The organism is Pseudomonas sp. R9.37 (genome assembly GCF_963878885.1).
In the GTDB taxonomy this organism is placed as follows: Bacteria; Pseudomonadota; Gammaproteobacteria; order Pseudomonadales; family Pseudomonadaceae; genus Aquipseudomonas.
Genome location: NZ_CAWNZA010000046.1, coordinates 264,367 through 280,243, shown reverse-complemented (window position 1 = coordinate 280,243; position 15,877 = coordinate 264,367). Strand labels below are relative to the sequence as shown.

Genomic DNA, 15,877 nt, shown 5'->3' with positions numbered 1-15,877 from the left:
CAACGGGGTTTTCTCCCTACTGCATGCTTAAATTCAGTTAACTTAATATTGAGTCCATGGAAAGACACGAACGTATTGCCCGAGCCATACAGCTCAGCGGGAAGAAGAAGGGGGAGATTGCAGCGCTATGCGGTGTTGCAAACTCGGCCGTCACTCAATGGATTACTGGTGAGAGCAAAAGCCTCCGGCCAGAGAATCTGTACGCCTTGGCGGATGCCACCGGCTTTGAAGCTGAATGGCTTGGAGTTGGTCGAGGGCCCGAGCGAAAGAGCGGTGAGACTGGAAATTTGGCCGATGCAAATATGCAGGAGCAGAAGTTTCGCTACCCAGTAATCAGCTGGGTTGCTGCCGGCGCCTGGTCCGAGGCTGTTGAGCCCTACCCGACTGGCTTTTCAGACACCTACGAGTTTTCGGAGTACGACTCCAAAGGCCCTGCGTTTTGGCTGACAGTTAAAGGTGATTCGATGACGGCGCCTGCCGGCCAAAGCATCACCGAAGGTACGCTGATCCTGGTGGACACCGAGGCTGAGGTCGCACCAGGTAAGCTGGTCGTGGCCAAGCTGCCGGACAGCAACGAAGCCACATTCAAGAAGCTGGTCAGCGACGGCGGGCGGCTGTTCCTCAAACCGCTGAATCCGAGCTACCCAATTGAGGCTGTCGACGAGAACTGCCGGATCGTGGGTGTAGTAGTACAAGCGCTGCAAAAGTTTTACTGATTGACGGTGCAGGGCGTTTATTCAAATTCATACGACATGGAAGACGTGCATGAAAAAGCTGCCAATTGACTATAAAATTATAGCTTTGCGCCGTCATAGATTTGCTCTTTGTAAGGTAACGAGATCATCCTCACCGCGGGAGTCAAAAAGGCGTTTAAAAACCGTAGTTCATCACGCTCCAGCTATTTTTTGCGCCCTAAATGAACCCCGGCAGAAGCTCATTAAGTTTATCGAAGAGATCCGATCTTCGGTAAAGTCAGGATGCAGATCAATATTGATTGATTTTTCCAAAACCCATAAATTAATGGCAAGCGGGACAATCCTTTTCTTTGCAGAAATAGATCGGCTATTAGATTTATTTCCGAGACTAAATATCCGCTCGACCATTCCTTTAAATAGGAAAGCGTCCCTTGTTTTACAGCAAATCGGTTTCTATACGCGGATAGGAAAGAACGTACCAGTAGTAAGTTGCGAGTTGGCCGACGTAATCAATTGGCGAGTAGCAAAAGGTCAAAATGTTACCGGCGAAAAATACGATGTCATACTTGGTAAGTATGATGGTGCAATTACGCCAGCTCTACAGCGTGAACTTTATGCTGGCCTCACTGAGGCTATGACCAACGCTCACCATCATGCATATATAGCCAGGAGAGCAGACGGCATAGCATCATCCAAATCCTACAAGCCATGGTGGATGTTTTCCCAAGAAAAAGATGGGATGCTATCGGTTGTGTTTTGTGATCTTGGAGTGGGAATTCCTGGATCACTGCCGTATAGCGATGACGACGGCTGGAGGAAATGGTATCTCGTCCTTTCACGATTCGGAATGCAAAATCTTGGGGATGCGAGGCTTATCAAGGGGGCTATACGTCACAGCAAGACTCGTACCAGAAAGCACAATAGAGGTAAGGGATTAACGCAAATTGTGGAAACAGTTCTGGCTAGCGAGGGGAGCGTTGCCATATTGCAAAGCAACAGGGGCTGGTATCAAATTAAAGACGGAAAGGAAACCTATGGCGACTTTAAAATGTCTACAAATGGTACGATAATTTATTGGCAAATGCCCTTGAACGGCGAGGCCTAGTTATGACTGAGATACATTTGGCTGAGGACTTTTCGAAGCATCCGGCCGGAAGATATAAAAGCGACGGGCCTTATAGCGGGGAGCTATTTCGTGAAAGGTTCCTTGAGCCGCGGATGAAAGACCATGAGAAGATTGTGGTCTATCTGGATGGTGCACGCGGTTATGGATCCTCTTTTTTGGAGGAAGCCTTTGGAGGCATAGCCCGGAAGTACCCAACCGATCTGGTTGAGTCTTTAATTGTTTTGAGCTCCCGAGATTCTAATCTTGTTCAGCGCATAAAAGGTTATATACACGAAGCTCGGGGAAAGAGCGGAGTGAAAAACAAATCATTCATACGGAGCATGATTGATGGCGGATACGAACCAAAGTAGCGGAACTCCAATTTGGTTTTACCCGGTTACTTGGGCTCTTGTGATAATAGGATGGCTGATAGTAAACTGGCAAAACAATAGGAGAGAAGAGCGAAAGGAAATTCGGACAGCATTATCTAAAATATTCGAAGATGTTGCGGCATTACAAAATGAAGCGATCACCTATCACACATCAGCGAACCGAAATTTCAATTTAGAAACAAAAATTGTAATGATGGAAAGCAGGCTAAGCGAACACCTGAGCTACCTAAGAATTCGAAATTCATCATACACATCTGAATATGCATCGTTTGTCGACTCAATAATGCTAAACAACTTTGAAAGCTCAACATTTTTCAGGCAGGCTCCGAGCTCTATCATTATAGAAAGTATCAGGGATACATCAAGCGAGCTGGAGTCCGCGTTAGAACTTGAGTTCAGCAATTTATTTAGGGGAAACTTCGTCACTAAGACTGCTGCTCTTATCAAGCAAGCAATTGAACAACAATTAATTCTTGGTGGCTTAGCGCGATTCGTAGAGCGAAAATCAGAATGGATAATGATTTTACTCGCATACTTATTCCTAGGATACATAATAGCTTATACATTAAAGCTTATCCCTTTATCGAAAGTTTAAATACGGCGACCTGGTAGTATTATTTCTGAATATGAACTGCCTGCCTCCGCCTGCGGTTGCCCTACCCGTCCAGCTAATGGTGGCCGTACTCCGCGAATGGTAAAGTGAGGGCTCAATTAAGGGAGGGATCCAATGAAGGGATTTGGGACGTTCGCGTTGATCGTCGGCGTGTGCTGGCTGATCTTCGCGCTGAGCATGGATGTGTCAGTGCCGACCGGCGCCGGCGGCCGGGTGAACAACTTAGGCCTCATGGCAGACCGTCAGGTGCACACGATTGTCGGCGGAGTGATTGCGCTCGCCGGTCTGCTCATGATTTTACTGGGCGGTAAAGGATCCCAGGCTGCCGCCCTGGTAGAGAAAGATACTCGCCCCTGCCCTATGTGTGCTGAGAGCATCAAGACTGCTGCGGTCAAGTGCAAGCACTGCGGCGCCGATGTTGAGCCATTACCCGCCCCGCGCCTTAAAAATGGATGGGTTGCATCAACTGTCTGCCGTGACGAAGAAGAACAGCAACGAACCATAGAAGCAATTGCCAGCACAGGACTTCCAGTTGTTTCAATGATCGGTATGGCCGTGGGTGCAGGCCCATTCGAAACGAAGGAAGAAGCCAAGCAAGCCCTGATCACAATGCGCGACGGGCCCCGGCTATTCAGCGAGATCGTCTACAGGGACTCAGTGAGCGGTAAGTACCCACCGATTACCGATTGACACACTAGCATCAGCAGAGCCCGCCATGTGCGGGCTTTTTCATGCGTAACAGAAAGCGCGTCGCAAGCCAATATGCATTTATGCATGAAACTTCCTGCCGCACTATTGCCAAGATATGCCAGTCCAAATACTGTGTATTCATACAGTATTCGCAAGGAGCGAAGCATGAACCAGGCACCCTACTCCACATCAAAACCACGAAACTCATACGAGCTTGTTGGACGCCGCCTGCAAGGTCTGATCACCTCTCCCCGGGTCCAGAGAATTCAGCTGGTGGAAGTATCCAGGCGCGACGATGAAAGCCCCGAGGCCTGGCACCAGGTCATCCAGGATATCGGCGACACCGCCGGCATTAGGATCGAGCATTTGGATGACGGCGCCGTCAGGATCGGCTGGCGAGAGTACTGCGACACATAACGGAGCCCGCCAATGAGCGGGCTTTTTATCGCCTATAAATTTCAGCAATCTGAATTTATTAATTCAGCATGCTTGACACCATGATTTCAGCTTGCTTAAATTTAATCCATCGAGTCACCCAACGGGGACTCGTTAGGGCCTCACAGCCCGCCGCTCTTTAACAGCACGGGAACCTCGCAGATCGATCCCCAGTATTGGGCACAGTGCGAGCAATAAATTCGATCTCCACGCCAGCTCTGGAACTGGCCGCACCTTCCTCATGAGGGTGCGCGAAACCACGCAAGCCGGTCGGCGAAGAACACCGTCCACGAAATGTGTGACGCCGGCCAGAGATATGAATCGGGCGATGCGCGTGGTGGAGATGAAACACCCACAGATTTACTGATGCCGCTTCTATGAGGCGGCATTGGAAATCAACGGAGGGCAAGACCATGAATATTCGTAACGACAAAGGCCAGTTTGTCAGCACCCAGCAAGCGCTCGCTGCCGACCTTCAAGGCTTCATTGACGACTGGACGCACTGAGCCAAGCGAGCGCTGCGCAGCGGTGACAAAGCGAAAGCCACCCACTGTATGGCAGAGGTCCGGGACTGCCGCCAGAAGCTGAATGCACTGCAAGCATGACGGGCATTTTCACTGATGCACCTGGTGACGGGTGCATTGGGAAAACAACCGATCAAGCACGGAGCCTCAAATGAGCGAACAAACCCTTCAAGCGCTGCTTGCCGAGCGCGTCACTGCATACGCCCAGTCAGACCGCCCGCGCGAGCTGATCGACGAGGGTATCGAGAAGCTGTTCAAAGAAGTTGTTAGCGACACCTTCCGCTCCTACGGCGATTTCGGCGGAGCCATCAAGGAGGCTGTCAAGGCTGCATTGCCGGCCAACGTCTCCGACGTGTTCGACCTTCAGCGTTACAACGCAGTCGTGGCGAATGCGCTTCGTCAGCGGTGGGAAGCGGCTGGCCTGGGCGCAATCATCTTGGAGCAGGCGGACAAGTCGATCACTGAGGTGCTTACCGGCGAGGGCCTGATAGCTGGCGAGGTATCGCTGAAGGCCCTGCTCGACGAATTCATCGAGCATCACAAGGACAGCGCAGCAGAAGGCCAATGGGAGCGCCCGGAAATCCGTGTTGAAGAAAGAGACGGCAGCTACTCACTCAAAACACTTCACATCTACTTCGATCCGGAGCCAGAAGGCAGTTACCGGAGCAGCCACTACTCGTCATCCTCACGCAGCAACTACAGCCTGAAACATGCTCTGCACGTGAGAATCAAAGGCGAACGTGAAACCGGCGATCGGTGGAAACCAACCATCGCCTTCGGCGAGGTCTACAGCGCAAAGCTGGATGACAAAAAGTTAGCCATCAACATGCAGGTTTATTCGAAGTGGGAGCGCATGTTGGCAGCCCTGTACTTCGGCAACGCAATACTTTTGATCGATTGCGATACGGATGACCTGAGCTACGGGCTTTACGACTGAACAACCAGCGCCACGACAGCCTGTCGTTAACTGCCCGATGCCCTGGTACTCCCCAGCACCAGGCTGCATCGGAGATCGCTCGGCTGACTGCCCCGAGATAGCAGGGTGGCCACCTTTACCCGAGCCAGAGCGACGAACAACGCGGCGAAGACGGTTTACTCGCCAGACAGATTCGAGCGATCTCCGATGCAGACTCAATAGGTGGCCACTGCCTTCCCAGTGAGCGAACAACAGGAGATACGGCCATGAAGTAGATCATCGATTTACCCGCGCGGCGTGGCAAGCCTGAAGGCTGCGTCCAACACTCCTACAGGCAGCGGATAGTAGGTCGTCGATGTCACCGCGCATCGGCCGGAACTCCGGTAGGCCACCCCAGCGCACCAGGACAACTTGACGCTGCAAACCCAGGCCGTCGCCAGTAGCGGGCCTGGGCACCCTTCCCCACCTCTATTACGTCAGCACTCCTACCCCGCGCCCATCGGCAACCAGCGGGAGGCATGAGTGTTGACGAATACAGGTGAACCAACGAATGGAGAGAGTCATGCCCGAGCAACGAGCGCCATATCCACGGTCTGCGGACAACACGGACCAGATGAGTCTGCCTGAGGGCAAGACCTGCGGCGACTGCGCGCACTGCAAGCGCTGCACCGCGATGTTCGGCCACATCCCTGCTGACCAGTCTTGCGACTGGAGCCCATCGCGGTTTCGTGAAGCTGTCCCGGTCGCAGTCTCCGCCTAACCCCAAACACTGGAGGTCGCCATGTGCGCAACAGTTGAAGTCAGTTGCGCATGGTGCGAGGGCAAATTCACCGCACGCGTTGCCGACCGAAAGCGCGGATGGGGCAAGTTTTGCTCCAAGTCATGCAAGGCCAGCAAGCAAAAGTACGGTGCCACCAAAGCCTTTTGGGAAAAAGCCAGTCCCGGCAATAAGCGCAGCAACATTGCCAAATACGCGGATCGACTTACAGGCCGTGCCGATAGGTATCACGGTGTGCCGGCCAGCCGCAGAGCTGACAAGGACTGGGACGATGAAAACCCGCTTGATGGAATTTCAGATTGGGAATACGGCGCCAGCGATGGCGGCCTGAATTGATCACGCCACCTTGGAGGCGACCATGAACGCAGCATTGAAGATATGCCAGGAGCGTTACGACGCTCAGTTGCCTCCAGAGGTCAGCGAGAGCGACGAGGTGACGGACTGGCTTGAGCATTCGGCGGAGCGCCTGGTGTGCGGCGTCGACATCAAGTGGAAGCGCCGCTACGGCCAGCTGCAGGTCGTGACGTTCGACCGGTTCTGCACGGTGCTGCAGGGTCACCTAAATCAGCGCCAAATCGACGGCCTGGACCAGCGTGATTCGTTTGCCCGCCTGCTGCTTTCGGCAATGCTCGGCAGCCAGAGCGATGCCCGGTCTCACGCCGCAGACCTGCTGGGCCAGCAACGGCCCATTGAAGCAGTCGAGAAGATCGCTGTAGCGCTCCTGAGGCCGTATGCCGAAGACGCGATAGCGGCGGAACGGGAAGAGCGCGAAGACGACGTGGATGCCGATGTATGAGCCCGCACATCCTGATCGATGAGGCACTTGAAGCGCTTGAGCATCCCAGCAGCGAGCCCGGCGCCCAAGCCGTCGTGGCGCGGATGATCACGAGCATGCTCACCGGCGACGCAATCACCGTCGAAGAATTCAACCACTACTGCCAGCGCCTGCTGAAAATCACCAGGCAGCGCAAGGAGGCTGCATGACCACCGCACCGGTTAAATCGCTGATTGATGAGCAGCTCGATGACGTTGAGTCGAAGCTGATCATGCTGGGCTTCGGCCTCCCCTTCAATGAAGTGATCGGCCAGCCGCGAGAGCGTGCCGTGTCCTCCCTGCCAAAGCGCCTGGCGGCGACCATGAAGGGCGGTCGAATTGCGGTGAGGGTTCGGCCGTGACCACCCGCCAGCGCACCCGGCGCCTGCTCATCTGGCGCGGCTCCTTCCCTGTCCTCGCCCTCTTCACCTTCCTGATGTTGCTCAGCGCCCTCGCTGATCGAATCACTCAATAACCAACACCTTCAATCGCTGCGAGCATCGCGGCAAGGATTCCCCATGTCCGCAGTAATGAAGCAGGACGACAACACGCCTGCGATGTCGGAGGCCGCGCTCGTTGAAGTACTGAGCAGCAGCCTCTACCCCGGCGCAGAAAAAAACTCAGTCGTGATGGTGTTGGCTTACTGCCAGGCCGCTCACCTGGACCCAATGTTGAAACCGGTCCACATCGTCCCGATCTGGAACACCAAGACGAAAAAGATGCAGGACACGGTGATGCCGGGCATCGGCCTGTACCGCATTCAGGCAGCTCGCACCGGCCAATATGCAGGGATCAGCGAGCCGGAATATGGCCCTCCAGTAACGGCGAAGTTGAGCGGCGTAGAAGTCACGTATCCCGAATGGTGCCGTGTAACGGTCAAGCGGCAGATGAGCAACGGCCTGGTTGCCGAATACACGGCCAATGAACGCTGGCTCGAAAACTACGCGACGTCGAGCAAGGACACCGCGGCGCCCAACGCCATGTGGAAGCGCCGAGCATTTGCCCAACTCGCCAAGTGCGCCGAGGCCCAGGCCCTGCGCAAAGCTTTCCCTGAAGTTGGATCGGCGCCAACGGCCGACGAGATGGAAGGCAAAGCATTCGAGGAGCCGGCGCGCGATGTCAGCCCACGACAGCACGCCCAGCCTGAACCGGAAGCGCTGCCCGCCTACTCCGACGAACTGCTGACCGAGAACATCGTGAGGTGGCAGCCATTGATCGACTCGAACCGCACCAGCCCCGAACACCTCATTGCGACCATCAGCAGCAAGTACACGCTGAGCCCGGCGCAGATTGAAAAAATCACCAACCTCAAAGCCCTCGATGGAGATTCAGCATGAAAATTCACAACGTAGCTCAAGGCTCCGCCGAGTGGCTTACCCTTCGCGCTAAGTTCCGCACCGCCTCCGAAGCCCCGGCAATGATGGGCGCCTCGAAGTACCAAACCCGCACAGACCTGCTGGCAGCCAAAAAGACCGGCATCACGCCCGATGTCACGCCGTCTCAGCAGTTCATCTTCGACAAGGGCCACGCTACTGAAGCCCTGGCCCGCCCACTGACTGAAGCGTTGATCGGCGAAGAGTTGTATCCGATCGTCGCGACCGAGGGCAACCTGCTGGCTTCCATGGACGGCGCCACGATGCTCGGCGAGACCCTGTTCGAACACAAGCTGTGGAATGAGTCGGTTGTGGCCCAGGTGAAAGCCGGCGAACTGGCTCCGCACTACTACTGGCAGCTTGAGCAGCAACTCTTGGTCAGCGGCGCTGAGCGGGTGATCTTTGTTTGCTCGGACGGCACGCCGGAGAACTTCGTGCACATGGAGTACCGGCCCGTCGCCGGCCGCGCGGCCCAGTTGATCGAAGGATGGAAACAGTTCGAGGCAGACCTGGCCAACTTCGAGATGGCCGACGCTCCTTCAATCGTCGTCGGCAAGGCACCTGATGAGCTGCCAGCCCTACGCATCGAGCTGACCGGCATGGTCACTGCCAGCAACCTGAAGGTATTTGAAGACTCGGCCCTGGCCGTCATCGATTCGGTGAAAACCACACTCTCCACCGACCAGGACTTCGCTGATGCGAAGAAGGCAGTCAAATGGTGCGGCGATGTTGAAGAGGCTGTCGCCGTCGCCAAGAAACAGGCCCTGTCGCAAACCCAAAGCATCGATGAGTTGTTTTCATCGCTGGATCGCATCAGTGCCCATGCTCGCGAGACTCGCCTGAAAGTCGACAAGCTGGTGAAGGCTCAAGAGCTGCTGGTGAAGACCAACATCAAGCAAAAGGCCGAACTGGCACTGGCAGATCACATCGCTGCAATCAACAAGACGCTGGGCCAAGTCACACTGCCTCATGTTGTTTCAGACTTCGCCGGCGCCATGAAGAACAAGCGCACCATCGCCAGCCTTCAGGACGCGGTAGATACCGAGCTGGCCCGGGCGAAGATCGATGCAAGTCAGGCAGCGGACAGTATTCGCTTGAACCTGACCAGTCTGGCGGAGCTCGCCGTTGATTACGCCTTCCTGTTCAACGACGTGCAGCAGCTGGTGACCAAGGCCAATGATGACCTGGTGACGCTGATCAAATTCCGAATCTCCGAACACCAGAAGGCGGAGAAGATAAAGGCCGAAGCGAAGCGCATCGCCGAAGAGCAGGAAGCCCAGCGGCTGGCAACCATCAAGCCAGAGCCTGTCGTGGAGAAGGTGGCGACACCAGAGCCTGTCCGCACCGCTCCGGTCAAGGCGGCGCCCGTCGGCCAGGCCACAAAGCCTGTGCCGAGCAACACGGTGGAGCAGGTAGCGCTGCAGGCCAACGTGACGGACTTCGAGGCACTGATAAAAGCGGTGGCATATGGTCAGGCGCCGATCACGCTGCTTCTGGTGAACTGGGAAGCGCTCGACTCGATGGTCGCAGCGCAGGGTGCAAACTTCAGCATGGCTGGGGTGACACTCGGCAAGGCGGCAGCATGATCAGCAACCTCAGATCAGATATCGAGTTCCGGCGCGAGAAGGCGCTGGAGCTTTCCAGTCAGGTTCGCCGGCACTTGGCCGCCGGCGGGAAGATCACAATCGGCGAGAGCCCGGCGATCAATCCAGAGCCGGCAAAGCGTTCGGAATTCATCGACCCGACAACCATCCTCAAGCGTCGCAAGCCCCCCATCACGCGGGACGAGCGTAAGGCGCTGCGCAAACTTGCGGAGGCTTTATGAGCAAACGCAAGCCGCATAACCTGCAGGCGCGCATCGCCCGGTCGTGCCGCTCGCTGCTGGCATCCAACCACGTCGCAGTGGTCAACATCGACCCCAGCGGCCGACAGGGCATGATCAATTACAAATCGCTGAAGAACATCGCACCAGGGAAGATTGGCCAGGCCGTCTGCGGTATCCCCCACCGCTGGACGATCTATCTCAGCGCGCTTTGCATCGACGCCCGCGGCGACCGCTACAGCAAGTCAGTGGAGGTTGCACCCGATGGCGTCTACCTCTCCGACCATCTGGAAGACGTGATCGAGCATTGCTACAAGAAGCTGCGCGACGAGGCCAATCAAAGCCAGATGGTGGCTTCGGGCTGGATCGCCATTCCCGAGGCCCTGTCGCTGGACGAGGCGCACGCCGCGCGGATCTTCGAAACCGTCGGTGCCTGGCATCAGGTCAAGGTCGATTCATGCGCCGCATAGCCCGCACCCAGCAACGCAAACGTCAAACCTGGCTCGCACTGCAGGCCAGCGGAATAGAAGAGGTAGGCCATGGCCAAATCAGTACAGGAACGGTCGGCCAAGGCTGCGCAGAAGCGCCTGGCAGTCGCCGAGAAGGAATTGCGGCACAAGGTCAGGCCGGGTATCGAGCAGGCCATGGACCGTATTCGGCTTCGCGGCCAGGTGCCGATCATCAGCGAGGTCCTGCAGATCGCTATCATGAAGATGGACTTGATGGGCGACGACGAGCTGTTGGAGTTCTTGCGTTATCCGCGCCACGAAATTGTTATTAGTGAAGACGTGGCGCATCACTTCCATAACGAAAGCTTGCGCGAACTCAAGCGTGACTCAGGTGATGAAATACTAGGGCATCCTAATATCAACCCCAATCCGGATCAAAGCTACTAATCTCGGCGATGACTTTATCAACGCCTGCGAGAGTGACTGATGGACGCACATGAGGCTTGTACGGCAGCTCGATTTTTGAAGCATCGACAAATGCCTGAACAGGCCCCCAGAAAATCTTGCGAGCATCATTGATATATTGGTTAGTAGACATCCATTCGGGAGAGCCTGGGATTTTCCACTGATCAATGCAAAGCCGTTCAGTCTTGAACTGCTTTGTAACATGCACCCAGTAGCAAATACCCTCGTCAACCTTCACGCAGAGAAATGGGCGTTTACTGCCTACATCTCCCTCGTGGTCATGATGTACACGTGCATCATTTAAAAGGTCTGCCGCATCTAAAATCGCCACGTTGCCTACCACAACTTCTTGGATTGTCAGCATAACCGCTCCTTGATCCGGCTCCATGCCGGTCACCCCGTAATACTCCAACCCAACCCAAATTGCCACCACCGGTCACGGAGGGCGGCGCCTACCTGAGGTAAACGCAATGCCCATCCGCCACAGCATCATCCACAAGATCGACAAGAAGCCCGTCGGGAGCCCGGCCGTTCTGCATCTCGCCAGCGACGAGCAGCTGGATAGCGGCGCCCGTGACGACCTGATGCAGCAGTTCAACGAAAACTACAACGCCACCGCAGGCAAGGCCTGGGGGTTCTTTCACGCCGCTTCGGGCGCCTTCCCCCTGAGCAGCTGGCTCAGCGAATATTTGGCTGGCGGCTCCACCTTCTTGGAGTTCAGCACCACCGCGGCGGAACACCTGGCCAAGCTGATGGAAGAATCGAACCTTTCCACCGGTGGGCACGCGCTCTTCTGCCATTACCAGCAAGGTATGACCGATTACCTGGTCATCGCCCTGGTGCAGGAAACAGAAGCGGTGACCATGACCGAAGAACTCCACCTGATGACAGTGAGGCGCCTGGACCTGGACCACATCCGCCTGGCTGCGCGGATCAATATCAGCGAATGGAAGAACAACCCACTGTCGAAGCAGTACATCTCGTACATCAAGGGCAAGCAGGGTCGGAAGTTCAGCGAGTACTTCCGCGACTTCATTGGCTGCCAGGAAGGGATCGACGGACCGGGCGAGACCCGGACGCTGCTGAAGGCGTTCAGCGACTTTGTTGAAAGCGAGGATCTTGGCGAGGAATCGGCGCGGGAGAAGACCAACACCCTGGTCAGCTACTCCATGGCCCAGGCCAAGCTGGGCGAGCCGATCACCCTTGCCGAGCTGTCGGAGTTGATTGACGACGATCAGCCGAAGAACTTCTACGACTTCATCAAGGCCAAGGACTACGGGCTTTCCGAGACCCTGCCGCCGGACAAGAAGACGCTCAACAAATTCCGGCGCTTCACTGGCCGGGCCGAGGGCATGTCGATCAGCTTCGAGGCGCACCTGCTGGGCGACAAGATCGAGTTCGACGAAGCCGGCGGCACGCTGACGCTGCGCGGGCTGCCGACTCAGCTCACCGAACAACTTAAACGCGCCTCTCTCCAACTTTCTGGACGGTGTTAGTCGGGGACGATGGCTAAATGAGCAAAATGGTTGTCATCGACAACCATCGCGCGACCTCCTTCCGTCTCCGAGATACGGCCTAAATATTTGGCGGTCGCCCCGGCTGTATAGACCTCGTCACCATCAATCCGATATAGAAGCTCTCCGGAATTGTTTCGCACGAACTCGTCCTCGTCGATACGACCAATCAGCGGTGCTATTGGGCCTCGGCCCGCGTAGACGTTATATCGGCCCTTTGTGAAATCGGTAGCCATCTGATTCTCCTTGATCCGGCTCCATGCCGGTCACCCGTAATACCCCAACATGGACTAAATTGGGACCACTGGTCACAGAGTAGGGGCCGCCTTAAGCTGATCGACGACCAGCTCTGATAAAGGCGCGACTCCATAGTGCGATAACGCCGATTATGAATGGAGGCCAAAAGACCAAGGCGTCCTTGTGGATGTTGGAGATGTCCTCCAGATCTATTTTACTGGAGATTCCAAGTACAAGGATCAGCAGCCCCAAGACCAGCGCAAGCCAACCAACTATCCATAACGTTTTCTCCATTAAATTAAGCTGCGCTTCGTTCATGCCATTCCTTGATCTAACCCTGTACCTTTAACCCCAATACCCCATATCAACGAATCAAGCCAACTTGATCGCCTAGCTGATCGAGCTCTGCAGCATCGTACTGATGACGTCTGAATTCCCATAAGAGCTGAAAGTAGATGATTGCCGATTCCATATCGGATCGGCTCTCGAAACGTTCTGCGTGCCTAGGATCGATGCAAAGGCGCCGATTGCCGTCACCACTTTTTGCTTCGCTGTAGAAAACCTCGCTGCCTGGGCTCGTAATTCTCAAAATCCATCTCACACCATACCCCGTTCGTGAGCGCGAATTGCTCATCTCTAACTTCTTCAAGAATGAATAGCTTAGTTCAGCGAGGTTACTCCATGTCCGCACAAAAGAAGAAACACCTCTTCGATTTCAAAACCCAATACTTACTCGGCTTCAACCCTCAGGACGATGAGATCGTTGTCGATTTTTTCTGCGGTGGTGGCGGAGCCGGTACCGGGCTGGAGATTGGCCTGGGCCGCACGGTGAACGTGGCGAAGAACCACAGCCCGCAAGCGATCAGCATGCACACAGTCAATCACCCTGGCGCCCGGCACTTCACCACCGACGTGTTCAAGGGTGATCCGGACACCGAGTGCGGCGGCAAGGCCGTCGGCTGGTTCCACATGTCGCCGGACTGCACCCACCACAGCCAAGCCGCCGGGGGTCAGCCGCGCAAGCGCGAGATCCGCAACCTTTCGTGGATCGGCCTCAAGTGGGCAGGCATGAAACGGCCCCGGGTGATCAGCCTGGAGAACGTGAAGCAGATCCTGCAGTGGGGCCGCTTGGTCGCCAAGCGCGACAAGGCCACCGGCCGGGTGGTGAAACTCGGCGGCGACGTTGCGGCGCCTGGTGAGGTTGTGCCGGTGGGCCAGCAGTTCCTGATACCCGACCCGAAGCAGCGCGGCCGCACCTGGCGCCGCTTCGTGGCCCTGCTCGAGGGCATGGGCTATGTCGTGGAGTGGAAAGTCATCAAGGCCTGCGACTTCGGCGCGCCGACCAGCCGGGAACGTCTGTTCATGATCGCTCGGTGCGACGGCCAGCCGATTGTGTGGCCGGAGGCGACCCACGCCAAGAACCCGGCCAAGGGTCAGCAAAAGTGGAAGACCGCCGCCGACTGTATCGATTTCTCCGACCTGGGCAAGAGCATCTTCGGGCGCAAGAAAGACCTGGCCGAGGCCACCCTGAGCCGTATCCGCAAGGGCATGAAGAAGTTCGTCATCGACAACCCTGCGCCGTTCATTGTCCCGATCGCGAACTGGTCGGGCGAATCGGTGCAGTCAGCCGGCGAGCCGCTGCGCACCATCACCTCCTACCCAAAGGGCGGCGCCTTCTCGGTGGTGAGTCCAATCATCGCGCCGGCAACGCACCAGGGCAGCGATCGCATCAATGACCCGCTTCAGCCGCTGCCCACGGTAACGTGCGCGAATCGCGGCGAGCTGACACTGATCAGCCCGTTGATGGTTGGGGCCGGCGGCCCGGAGTATTCCGGCAAGCCGGTGAGCGTCGACCAGCCGACCGGTACGGTCACGACCCAGAACCACCGCGCGATCGCAGCGGCGCACCTGGTGAAGTTCCGCTTCGACGACGCGGGCAAGGCGCTGGACGAGCCACTGCCAACCATCACCAGCGGTGGCAACTATCAGCGCCCGGCCGGCGCAGCCCACGCCATGGGCATATCCACGGTGTTCATGGCCCAGATGAATGGCGGCTTCAACACCACGGTCGCCAAGAGCATCGAAGAACCGATGACCACGGTGACAAACACTGGCAGCCAGCAGCAGTTGGTCAGCGCGACTTTAATTACGAACACCACGGGCCATGCTCCCAGCGATCTTGCCGGGCCAGTGCCGACGGTGACCACCGGTCAACACCACGCATTGGTTGCAGCTAACCTGGTGCACATGCGCGGCAACTGCGATGCACGGGATGTAAATGATCCGCTGCACACCATCAGCGCCGGCGGCCAGCACCACGGGTTGGTCAGCGCGTTCATGGAACGGGCATTTGGCGGCAGCGTTGGCCAGGGTCTGGAAGAACCCGCGCCGACGATCACCGCCGGTGGCGGCGGTAAGAGTTCCTTGGTGTCGCTCACCCTGTCGCCTGAACACGAAGCCGGCGCCCTGCGCGTTGCCGCCTTCCTGATCAGCTACTACGGCACGGAGAACATCAGCGCATGCGACTCGCCGGCGCCGACCATCACCACCAAGGATCGCCTGGCCATGGTCACCGTGATGGTTAAGGGCACGCCCTACGTAATCGTCGACATCTGCCTCCGGATGCTGAAGCCGTCCGAGCTGTACAAGGCCCAGGGCTTCCCCGCCGACTACATCATCAGCCACGGTGCTGACGGCAAGCCGTTCACCAAGACCCAGCAGGTGCACATGTGCGGCAACAGCGTCAGCCCGCCGCCGATGGCTGCGCTGGCTCGGGCCAATGACCCGTGGCGTGTGGCTGAGCGTCAGGCCGTTGCTGCTTAAACGCCCTCGGCAATCAACCGGGCCCCGACCTCACGCCCGGCAACCTGCGCCAGTCCACGGTCAACATAGGTTCGGTCACCCGCAACAACCGGCACCACCACCTCACCATCGCGCTTCACCTCGACGTTGATACGCCAGGTCTCCCGGCCTTCCTCGTCCTTGTCGCATTCCATGTAGTTCCAAACCTGAAAGCCTTCAATCTCATCGTAAATATCGTGCTTAGTCATGGTCCA

The 15,877-nt window shown here is 56.6% G+C and carries 22 protein-coding genes; 18 read left to right on the top strand and 4 right to left on the bottom strand.

Features of this window, described 5'->3' with window-relative positions; translation table 11 throughout:
* Nucleotides 1-56 precede the first annotated feature (56 nt).
* From AACU78_RS23190 to AACU78_RS23115, 16 genes are all read left to right on the top strand, one after another.
* Nucleotides 57-716 (top strand): LexA family protein, encoded by a 660-nt coding sequence (locus AACU78_RS23190; RefSeq protein WP_106578009.1) that lies wholly within the window; start codon nucleotides 57-59, stop codon nucleotides 714-716.
* Between the two features lie 49 nt (nucleotides 717-765).
* Nucleotides 766-1,800, top strand: coding sequence for a hypothetical protein (locus AACU78_RS23185; RefSeq protein ID WP_146151437.1), 1,035 nt, complete (start codon nucleotides 766-768; stop codon nucleotides 1,798-1,800).
* Nucleotides 1,801-1,802: 2 nt separating this feature from the next.
* Entirely contained in the window at nucleotides 1,803-2,171 is a 369-nt protein-coding gene (locus tag AACU78_RS23180) for an STAS-like domain-containing protein (protein ID WP_106578007.1), read from the top strand.
* The gene (locus AACU78_RS23175) at nucleotides 2,149-2,787 is read left to right on the top strand and encodes a hypothetical protein (protein ID WP_146151436.1); all 639 of its coding nucleotides are present in this window, start codon (nucleotides 2,149-2,151) and stop codon (nucleotides 2,785-2,787) included. The genes AACU78_RS23180 and AACU78_RS23175 overlap by 23 nt, the downstream gene beginning before the upstream one ends.
* 132 nt (nucleotides 2,788-2,919) lie before the next feature.
* Nucleotides 2,920-3,495 (top strand): hypothetical protein, encoded by a 576-nt coding sequence (locus AACU78_RS23170; protein WP_256586970.1) that lies wholly within the window; start codon nucleotides 2,920-2,922, stop codon nucleotides 3,493-3,495.
* A gap of 165 nt (nucleotides 3,496-3,660) precedes the next feature.
* Nucleotides 3,661-3,912 carry a DUF1654 domain-containing protein gene (locus AACU78_RS23165; protein ID WP_106578006.1) on the top strand — a complete coding sequence of 84 codons (252 nt, stop codon included), beginning with the start codon at nucleotides 3,661-3,663 and terminating at the stop codon, nucleotides 3,910-3,912.
* A 693-nt stretch (nucleotides 3,913-4,605) separates the two neighbouring features.
* The gene (locus tag AACU78_RS23160) at nucleotides 4,606-5,391 is read left to right on the top strand and encodes a hypothetical protein (protein ID WP_106578005.1); all 786 of its coding nucleotides are present in this window, start codon (nucleotides 4,606-4,608) and stop codon (nucleotides 5,389-5,391) included.
* Nucleotides 5,392-6,151: 760 nt separating this feature from the next.
* Nucleotides 6,152-6,484, top strand: a complete 333-nt coding sequence (locus AACU78_RS23155) for a hypothetical protein (protein WP_106578003.1) — start codon at nucleotides 6,152-6,154, stop codon at nucleotides 6,482-6,484.
* A 22-nt stretch (nucleotides 6,485-6,506) separates the two neighbouring features.
* A complete protein-coding gene (locus AACU78_RS23150; RefSeq protein WP_106578002.1) occupies nucleotides 6,507-6,944 on the top strand; it encodes a hypothetical protein in 438 nt (145 codons plus the stop codon).
* Entirely contained in the window at nucleotides 6,941-7,132 is a 192-nt protein-coding gene (locus AACU78_RS23145) for a hypothetical protein (RefSeq protein ID WP_106578001.1), read from the top strand. The genes AACU78_RS23150 and AACU78_RS23145 overlap by 4 nt, the downstream gene beginning before the upstream one ends.
* The gene (locus tag AACU78_RS23140; RefSeq protein WP_106578000.1) at nucleotides 7,129-7,323 is read left to right on the top strand and encodes a hypothetical protein; all 195 of its coding nucleotides are present in this window, start codon (nucleotides 7,129-7,131) and stop codon (nucleotides 7,321-7,323) included. Before AACU78_RS23145 ends, AACU78_RS23140 begins: the two co-directional genes overlap by 4 nt.
* 168 nt (nucleotides 7,324-7,491) lie before the next feature.
* On the top strand, nucleotides 7,492-8,298 hold the full coding sequence (bet, locus tag AACU78_RS23135; RefSeq protein ID WP_099235312.1) for a phage recombination protein Bet: 807 nt from the start codon (nucleotides 7,492-7,494) through the stop codon (nucleotides 8,296-8,298).
* Nucleotides 8,295-9,920: a YqaJ viral recombinase family protein gene (locus tag AACU78_RS23130; RefSeq protein ID WP_106577999.1), complete on the top strand. Its 1,626-nt coding sequence runs from the start codon at nucleotides 8,295-8,297 to the stop codon at nucleotides 9,918-9,920. The genes bet and AACU78_RS23130 overlap by 4 nt, the downstream gene beginning before the upstream one ends.
* Nucleotides 9,917-10,159, top strand: coding sequence for a hypothetical protein (locus tag AACU78_RS23125; RefSeq protein ID WP_106577998.1), 243 nt, complete (start codon nucleotides 9,917-9,919; stop codon nucleotides 10,157-10,159). Before AACU78_RS23130 ends, AACU78_RS23125 begins: the two co-directional genes overlap by 4 nt.
* A complete protein-coding gene (locus AACU78_RS23120) occupies nucleotides 10,156-10,626 on the top strand; it encodes a hypothetical protein (RefSeq protein ID WP_106577997.1) in 471 nt (156 codons plus the stop codon). The genes AACU78_RS23125 and AACU78_RS23120 overlap by 4 nt, the downstream gene beginning before the upstream one ends.
* A 69-nt stretch (nucleotides 10,627-10,695) precedes the next feature.
* Nucleotides 10,696-11,052, top strand: coding sequence for a hypothetical protein (locus tag AACU78_RS23115; RefSeq protein ID WP_106577996.1), 357 nt, complete (start codon nucleotides 10,696-10,698; stop codon nucleotides 11,050-11,052).
* On the opposite strand, the gene AACU78_RS23110 is transcribed toward AACU78_RS23115, so the two are convergent.
* Complete coding sequence (locus AACU78_RS23110) at nucleotides 11,024-11,434, bottom strand: hypothetical protein (RefSeq protein ID WP_106577995.1); 411 nt, start codon at nucleotides 11,432-11,434, stop codon at nucleotides 11,024-11,026. The two genes, AACU78_RS23115 and AACU78_RS23110, sit on opposite strands and share 29 nt — an antisense overlap.
* Nucleotides 11,435-11,540: 106 nt before the next feature.
* Between AACU78_RS23110 and yejK the strand changes: the two genes are divergently transcribed.
* Nucleotides 11,541-12,566: a nucleoid-associated protein YejK gene (gene yejK / locus AACU78_RS23105; RefSeq protein ID WP_106577994.1), complete on the top strand. Its 1,026-nt coding sequence runs from the start codon at nucleotides 11,541-11,543 to the stop codon at nucleotides 12,564-12,566.
* Here the strand turns inward: yejK and AACU78_RS23100 are convergent.
* Nucleotides 12,563-12,820, bottom strand: a complete 258-nt coding sequence (locus tag AACU78_RS23100) for a hypothetical protein (RefSeq protein ID WP_106577993.1) — start codon at nucleotides 12,818-12,820, stop codon at nucleotides 12,563-12,565. The genes yejK and AACU78_RS23100 overlap by 4 nt on opposite strands.
* A gap of 91 nt (nucleotides 12,821-12,911) precedes the next feature.
* A complete protein-coding gene (locus AACU78_RS23095) occupies nucleotides 12,912-13,139 on the bottom strand; it encodes a hypothetical protein (RefSeq protein WP_106577992.1) in 228 nt (75 codons plus the stop codon).
* A 363-nt stretch (nucleotides 13,140-13,502) separates the two neighbouring features.
* Between AACU78_RS23095 and AACU78_RS23090 the strand changes: the two genes are divergently transcribed.
* Nucleotides 13,503-15,644, top strand: a complete 2,142-nt coding sequence (locus AACU78_RS23090) for a DNA cytosine methyltransferase (RefSeq protein ID WP_106577991.1) — start codon at nucleotides 13,503-13,505, stop codon at nucleotides 15,642-15,644.
* Here the strand turns inward: AACU78_RS23090 and AACU78_RS23085 are convergent.
* The gene (locus AACU78_RS23085; protein WP_106577990.1) at nucleotides 15,641-15,871 is read right to left on the bottom strand and encodes a hypothetical protein; all 231 of its coding nucleotides are present in this window, start codon (nucleotides 15,869-15,871) and stop codon (nucleotides 15,641-15,643) included. The genes AACU78_RS23090 and AACU78_RS23085 overlap by 4 nt on opposite strands.
* Nucleotides 15,872-15,877: the final 6 nt, after the last annotated feature.

Bases quoted from the DNA above. Each gene is read 5' to 3' on its own strand.
- AACU78_RS23155 (WP_106578003.1), top strand. From the start codon at position 6,152: ATGTGCGCAACAGTTGAAGTCAGTTGCGCATGGTGCGAGGGCAAATTC.
- AACU78_RS23085 (WP_106577990.1), bottom strand. From the start codon at position 15,871: ATGACTAAGCACGATATTTACGATGAGATTGAAGGCTTTCAGGTTTGG.
- AACU78_RS23115 (WP_106577996.1), top strand. From the start codon at position 10,696: ATGGCCAAATCAGTACAGGAACGGTCGGCCAAGGCTGCGCAGAAGCGC.
- AACU78_RS23175 (WP_146151436.1), top strand. From the start codon at position 2,149: ATGGCGGATACGAACCAAAGTAGCGGAACTCCAATTTGGTTTTACCCG.
- AACU78_RS23145 (WP_106578001.1), top strand. From the start codon at position 6,941: ATGAGCCCGCACATCCTGATCGATGAGGCACTTGAAGCGCTTGAGCAT.
- AACU78_RS23130 (WP_106577999.1), top strand. From the start codon at position 8,295: ATGAAAATTCACAACGTAGCTCAAGGCTCCGCCGAGTGGCTTACCCTT.
- AACU78_RS23100 (WP_106577993.1), bottom strand. From the start codon at position 12,820: ATGGCTACCGATTTCACAAAGGGCCGATATAACGTCTACGCGGGCCGA.
- AACU78_RS23140 (WP_106578000.1), top strand. From the start codon at position 7,129: ATGACCACCGCACCGGTTAAATCGCTGATTGATGAGCAGCTCGATGAC.
- AACU78_RS23125 (WP_106577998.1), top strand. From the start codon at position 9,917: ATGATCAGCAACCTCAGATCAGATATCGAGTTCCGGCGCGAGAAGGCG.
- AACU78_RS23160 (WP_106578005.1), top strand. From the start codon at position 4,606: ATGAGCGAACAAACCCTTCAAGCGCTGCTTGCCGAGCGCGTCACTGCA.
- AACU78_RS23180 (WP_106578007.1), top strand. From the start codon at position 1,803: ATGACTGAGATACATTTGGCTGAGGACTTTTCGAAGCATCCGGCCGGA.
- yejK (WP_106577994.1), top strand. From the start codon at position 11,541: ATGCCCATCCGCCACAGCATCATCCACAAGATCGACAAGAAGCCCGTC.
- AACU78_RS23170 (WP_256586970.1), top strand. From the start codon at position 2,920: ATGAAGGGATTTGGGACGTTCGCGTTGATCGTCGGCGTGTGCTGGCTG.
- AACU78_RS23165 (WP_106578006.1), top strand. From the start codon at position 3,661: ATGAACCAGGCACCCTACTCCACATCAAAACCACGAAACTCATACGAG.
- AACU78_RS23185 (WP_146151437.1), top strand. From the start codon at position 766: ATGAAAAAGCTGCCAATTGACTATAAAATTATAGCTTTGCGCCGTCAT.
- AACU78_RS23090 (WP_106577991.1), top strand. From the start codon at position 13,503: ATGTCCGCACAAAAGAAGAAACACCTCTTCGATTTCAAAACCCAATAC.
- AACU78_RS23150 (WP_106578002.1), top strand. From the start codon at position 6,507: ATGAACGCAGCATTGAAGATATGCCAGGAGCGTTACGACGCTCAGTTG.
- bet (WP_099235312.1), top strand. From the start codon at position 7,492: ATGAAGCAGGACGACAACACGCCTGCGATGTCGGAGGCCGCGCTCGTT.
- AACU78_RS23095 (WP_106577992.1), bottom strand. From the start codon at position 13,139: ATGAACGAAGCGCAGCTTAATTTAATGGAGAAAACGTTATGGATAGTT.
- AACU78_RS23120 (WP_106577997.1), top strand. From the start codon at position 10,156: ATGAGCAAACGCAAGCCGCATAACCTGCAGGCGCGCATCGCCCGGTCG.
- AACU78_RS23190 (WP_106578009.1), top strand. From the start codon at position 57: ATGGAAAGACACGAACGTATTGCCCGAGCCATACAGCTCAGCGGGAAG.
- AACU78_RS23110 (WP_106577995.1), bottom strand. From the start codon at position 11,434: ATGCTGACAATCCAAGAAGTTGTGGTAGGCAACGTGGCGATTTTAGAT.